This window comes from Psychrobacter sp. W2-37-MNA-CIBAN-0211 (genome assembly GCF_040309405.1).
GTDB classification, from domain to species: domain Bacteria; phylum Pseudomonadota; class Gammaproteobacteria; order Pseudomonadales; family Moraxellaceae; genus Psychrobacter; species Psychrobacter glaciei.
This window is the reverse complement of record NZ_JBEOOU010000193.1, coordinates 1-273: the sequence shown is the minus strand read 5'-3', so window position 1 is coordinate 273 and position 273 is coordinate 1. Positions and strand designations below refer to the sequence as shown.

At 62.6% G+C, this 273-nt stretch carries 1 protein-coding gene; it reads right to left on the bottom strand.

From position 1 onward, the window contains the following. The coding region (locus tag AAEY72_RS14865; protein ID WP_352311319.1) for a hypothetical protein at positions 1-273 on the bottom strand (273 nt) is incomplete at both ends.

Sequence of the window (273 nt, the reverse complement as noted above, 5' to 3'; positions counted from 1 at the left end):
CCTCATACTCATGCTGTTCCAGCGCGGTGACGGCCTGAGTGAGTTCCTCGCGGGAGTGGCCCGACTTTCGGCTGGCAATCAGGCCGTTGGCCTGCGCCCATTGCACGGTAGGGCCCAGCTTGGCCGCCGCGACGAGAGCCTGTTGTTTGACGTCATCGCCGCTGGCACGAAAATGCTCCGCCGTCAGGTTGAGCAGTTGCTCGAAGCTCATGTGGCGCGATGAGCCGGGCGCAAGTGTTTCGGCCAGCAGAAAACCGCTTCTGAAGTTGACCC